At 68.1% G+C, this 364-nt stretch carries 1 protein-coding gene; it reads left to right on the top strand.

Annotated elements, in window-relative coordinates; genetic code table 11:
* On the top strand, positions 1-364 hold a 364-nt coding region (locus AB4Z35_RS31290; RefSeq protein ID WP_442101337.1), incomplete at both ends, for a cache domain-containing protein.

Here is a 364-nt window from a genome sequence, read left to right as displayed (position 1 = left end):
AGCCTGCAGTCGCTGGTCGCCACCGGCGAGGGCATCGTCAAGCTGTACGCGGCGCGTGCCGCCAAGGGCCAGATGTCGAAGGAAGACGCCCAGACCGCCGCCAAGGACGCGCTGCGCGCGATGCGTTTCGGCCAGAACGGCTACCTGTTCATCATCGATTCCAAGCCGCAGGTGATCCTGAACCCGGGCCTGCCGCAGACGGAAGGCAACCAGGTCGGCGAGTTCAAGGACCCGGATGGCGTCTACGTCTACCGCGCGATCCTGGAAGGCGCGCGCCGCACCACGGGCCCCGAGGCTGGTTTCTCGACCTACCGTGGCCGCCTGCCCGGCACCGAAAACCCGCAGCGCAAGCTGACCTACGGCC

It is taken from the genome of Pseudomonas sp. KB_15, assembly GCF_052114525.1.
In the GTDB taxonomy this organism is placed as follows: Bacteria; Pseudomonadota; Gammaproteobacteria; order Pseudomonadales; family Pseudomonadaceae; genus Aquipseudomonas.
The sequence above is the reverse complement of the archived record's forward strand: the minus strand, read 5'-3'. Positions and strand labels throughout refer to the sequence as shown.